Origin of the sequence: Streptomyces aurantiacus (assembly GCF_001418335.1) — a bacterium.
Classification (GTDB): Bacteria; Actinomycetota; Actinomycetes; order Streptomycetales; family Streptomycetaceae; genus Streptomyces; species Streptomyces aurantiacus.
The window spans coordinates 1-4033 of the sequence record NZ_LIPP01000309.1; the positions used below are offsets into that span (position 1 = coordinate 1).

The window sequence follows — 4033 nt, forward strand, 5'->3', positions numbered from 1 at the left end:
CGCCGACGTGGTGATCGTCGGCGGGGGCTACACCGGGCTGTGGACCGCGTACTACCTGAAGAAGGCCGCCCCCTTCCTCCGCATCACCGTCCTGGAGCAGAAGTTCTGCGGATACGGCGCCTCCGGCCGCAACGGCGGCTGGCTCTACAACGGCATCGCGGGCCGCGACCGCTACGCCCTCCTGCACGGCCATGACGCCGCCGTACGCCTCCAGGAGGCCATGAACGCCACGGTCACCGAGGTCATCACGGTCGCCGCCGAAGAAGACATCGACGCGGACATCCACCGGGGCGGCGTGCTCGAAGTCGCGTACACCCCGGCCCAACTGGCCCGCCTGAAGACCTTCCACGAGACGGAACTCTCGTACGGCGAGAAGGACCGCGAGCTCTACGGGCCCCGCGAGACCGCCGACCGCATCCGGGTCTCGGACGCCGTCGGCTCCACCTGGACCCCGCACGGCGCCCGCCTGCACCCGATGAAGCTGCTCAAGGGCCTCGCGGCGGCCGTCGAGGCGCTCGGCGTCACGATCCACGAGTCGACGCCCGTCACCGAGATCAGACCCAAGCACGCCGTCACCCCGCACGGCACGGTCCGCGCCCCCTACGTACTGCGCTGCACGGAGGGTTTCACGGCCTCCCTGAAGGGCCACAGACGCACCTGGCTCCCCATGAACTCCTCGATGATCGCCACCGAGCCCCTGACCCCCGCCCAGTGGGAGTCCATCGGCTGGGAGGGCCGCGAAACGCTCGGCGACATGGCCCACGCCTACATGTACGCCCAGCGCACCGCCGACGACCGCATCGCGCTCGGTGGCCGCGGCGTCCCATACCGCTTCGGCTCACGCACGGACAACGACGGCCGTACGCGGCCGTCAACGGTCAAGGCACTCCGGCAGATCCTGCTCCGCCTCTTCCCGCAACTCTCGGACGTGGCCGTCGCCCACGCCTGGTCGGGCGTCCTCGGCGTACCACGCGACTGGTGCGCCACGGTCGCCCTCGACCGCTCCACAGGGCTCGGCTGGGCCGGCGGCTACGTCGGCTCCGGTGTCGCCACGGCCAACCTCGCCGCCCGTACCCTCCGGGACCTCGTACAGCGGGACTCGGGTCAGTCGGGCGCGACCGATCTCACCACACTCCCGTGGGTCGAACACAAGGTCCGCAAGTGGGAACCCGAACCTTTCCGCTGGCTCGGGGTACACGGCATGTACGCGACGTATCGAGCCGCCGACCGCCGCGAACTCACCACCCACACCGCACAGTCGTCCCGGATCGCGCGCATCGCCGACCGGGTCGCGGGCCGCTGAGACAGGGGAACCCCATGAGCACCGCAGTCATGGACACCGTCCGTTACTCGTCCGACGGCCAGCTCCTCGACATCCACCGCGCCGCCGCCGCGGACGCCCCGACGGTCCTGCTCTGGCACGGCCGCGGGCCCGCCGAGCGGGACGTCCTGGGCGCGCTGGCGGCGGAGGTCGCCCGCCTGGGCGCCACCGTCGTCGTCCCCGACTGGCACCCGGACGCCCCCGACGGCGGCCGTCCCCAGCTCGCCGCGTCCCTCCGCTTCACCTGGGACTTCGTACGGGATCCGGCACAGGTCGTGCTCGTCGGCTGGTCCCTGGGCGGCCGGGCCGCGATGGCCACGGCGCTGCGCCCCGACCCGCCGGAGGGCTGGCGCCCGGCCGCGGTGGTCGGCATCTCCGCCCGCTACAACCAGCCAGAGCCACTGCTCGGCCTGCCGTCCCCCATGGCCGTCGCCGCCGCCGCGCCGCCCCTGCCCATCCACCTGGTGCACGGCACGGCCGACAGCGTGTGCGACTTCGCCAACGCCCACAAGTTCCAGCGCGCCCTGGCCGCCTGCGGGCGCACGGCACCGCTCACCGAACTCACCACGGACCACGCGGGCGCGGTCATGGCCGAGTACGCCCCCGAACTGGGCCGCTGCCGCCCCGCCCACTCCGGCTCGGCCCACCGGGAGGGCCTGCGCACGGCCCGTGTCATCGCCCGGGCGGCGGGCCTGCCCGTGCCGGAGTCCCAGGCCACCAAGTGACCTGGACCTGAACCTGGGACTGGACCTGGGACTGGGACTGGCCTTGCGCCGTCCCGTCGCACGTAGGCTGAGGCCCATGACCCCAGAGCAGGAGGAACGCCCGCGCGCGCTGCTCGCGGGGTCCCCGCGTCGGTGGGTGCGGCTGCTGCCGTGGGGCCTGGCGTTCGTGCTGTTCGCCGCCCTGCTGCCCACCACCATCACGGTGCTGACCGCCGACTACGGCCTGAACCCCGGCATGGCGAGCGGGTTGGCCGTCGCGCAGGCGGCGCCGCTGCTGCTCGCCGTCGTCAATCCGCTGCGGGCCTGGTACGTGGTCTTCGTCGCGGACGTGGCCGGGGCGCTGGCCCTGCTCACCGTCGACTTCGACGACCGGCTCCTGTGGCCGTTCCCGCCCATGGAGATCGTCGGGTACGTGGGGCTCTGTCTCGCCCTCGGCCTGCGCGAGTCGCGCCGGACGCTGCTGCTGGTGTGGCTGGCGACGGCGGGCGCGGGCGTCGGCCTGGCGTTCGTCGTGCCCGACGGCACGAGCGGCAACAGCGTGCTGCTCACCGTACTCAGCGGCGTCACGCTCGTACTCGCCGGTGCGCTCCGCGAGCGGAACGAGGTGCAGCGCAGGCTGGCCGAGCAGGAGACGATCAGCGAGGCCGAGCGTGAGCGGCGCACGCTGCTGGAGGAACGCGCCCGCATCGCGCGCGAGCTGCACGACGTGGTGGCGCACCACATGTCCGTCATCACGGTGCAGGCGGACACCGCGGCGTACCGCCTGGAAGGGGTGCCGCCGAACGTGCAGGAGGAGTTCACGTCCATCGCGGCGACCTCGCGCGAGTCGCTCGGCGAGATGCGGCGGCTCCTCGGCGTGCTGCGGAACGGGGAGGCGCACGGCGAGGCGTACGGCGAACTCGCGCCCCAGCCGGGCCTGAGCCGGATCGGGCAACTGGTGGAGGCGATGGCCAGGGCGGGCGTGCCGGTGAAGTACACCCCCTACGACGCCGACGTGTCCAAGGCCTCCAAGATCCCAGAGATCTCCGAGACGGTGGGCCTCACCGCGTACCGCATCGTCCAGGAGGCTCTCGCCAACGTCGTACGGCATGCGCCGGGTGCGCCGACGCGGGTGTCGGTGTCCGTGTCGGAGAACGGGGAGCTGCTCACCGTCCTCGTCGTCAACGAGCCGCCGCCCGAACCGCCCACCGGGCCGCTCGAAGTGGGCGGCACCGGGCACGGACTCGTCGGCATGCGCGAGCGGGTACGGCTCGTCGGCGGCACCCTCGACACGGGGCCGCTGCCGGCCGGCGGCTTCCGGGTGGCCGCCCAACTCCCCTTGACGCCCTTTTGACACCCTTGACAGGAAGAGACTTCACGTGACGACGCGCGTCATCATCGTCGACGACCAGGCCATGGTGCGGGCCGGTTTCGCCGCGCTGCTGGCCGCCCAGAGCGACATCGACGTGGTGGGCGAGGCCCCCGACGGTGCGCAGGGCGTCGAGCTGAGCCGGCGCACGCATCCCGACGTCGTGCTGATGGACGTCCGTATGCCCGAGATGGACGGCCTGGAGGCCGCGCGCCGCCTCCTCGCGCCCCCGCCGGGCGTGACACACCGGCCGCGTGTCCTGATGCTCACCACGTTCGACATCGACGACTACGTCTACGAGGCGCTGCGGGCGGGCGCGAGCGGCTTCCTGCTGAAGGACGCGACGCCGGCCGACCTCATCGCGGCGGTGCGTGTCGTGGCCGCGGGCGACGCGCTGCTCGCGCCCTCCGTGACGCGCCGCCTCATCGCGGACTTCGCCCGGCAGCGTCCCACCGGCCGAGGCAAGCCCGCGCTGCGGCTCAAGGCCCTCACCGAACGCGAGACCGAGGTCCTGACGCTGGTGGCCCGCGGCCAGTCCAACACGGAGATCGCCCAGACGCTGGTGCTGGCCGAGCAGACGGTGAAGACACACGTGAGCCGTGTCCTCACGAAGCTCGACCTGCGCGACCGCGCCCAAGC

General features: G+C 72.8%; 4 protein-coding genes. All 4 read left to right on the forward strand.

What is annotated here, in order from left to right; all coding sequences use genetic code 11:
- Positions 1–1303: NAD(P)/FAD-dependent oxidoreductase (locus tag AOK01_RS32330; protein WP_055517967.1), on the forward strand; the 1303-nt coding region annotated here is incomplete at its 5' end.
- 14 nt (positions 1304–1317) lie between these two features.
- Positions 1318–2046, forward strand: coding sequence for an alpha/beta hydrolase (locus AOK01_RS32335; RefSeq protein WP_157871571.1), 729 nt, complete (start codon positions 1318–1320; stop codon positions 2044–2046).
- A 76-nt stretch (positions 2047–2122) separates the two neighbouring features.
- On the forward strand, positions 2123–3379 hold the full coding sequence (locus AOK01_RS32340) for a sensor histidine kinase (protein WP_055517971.1): 1257 nt from the start codon (positions 2123–2125) through the stop codon (positions 3377–3379).
- A gap of 25 nt (positions 3380–3404) precedes the next feature.
- The coding region (locus AOK01_RS32345; RefSeq protein WP_055517973.1) for a response regulator at positions 3405–4033 on the forward strand (629 nt) is incomplete at its 3' end.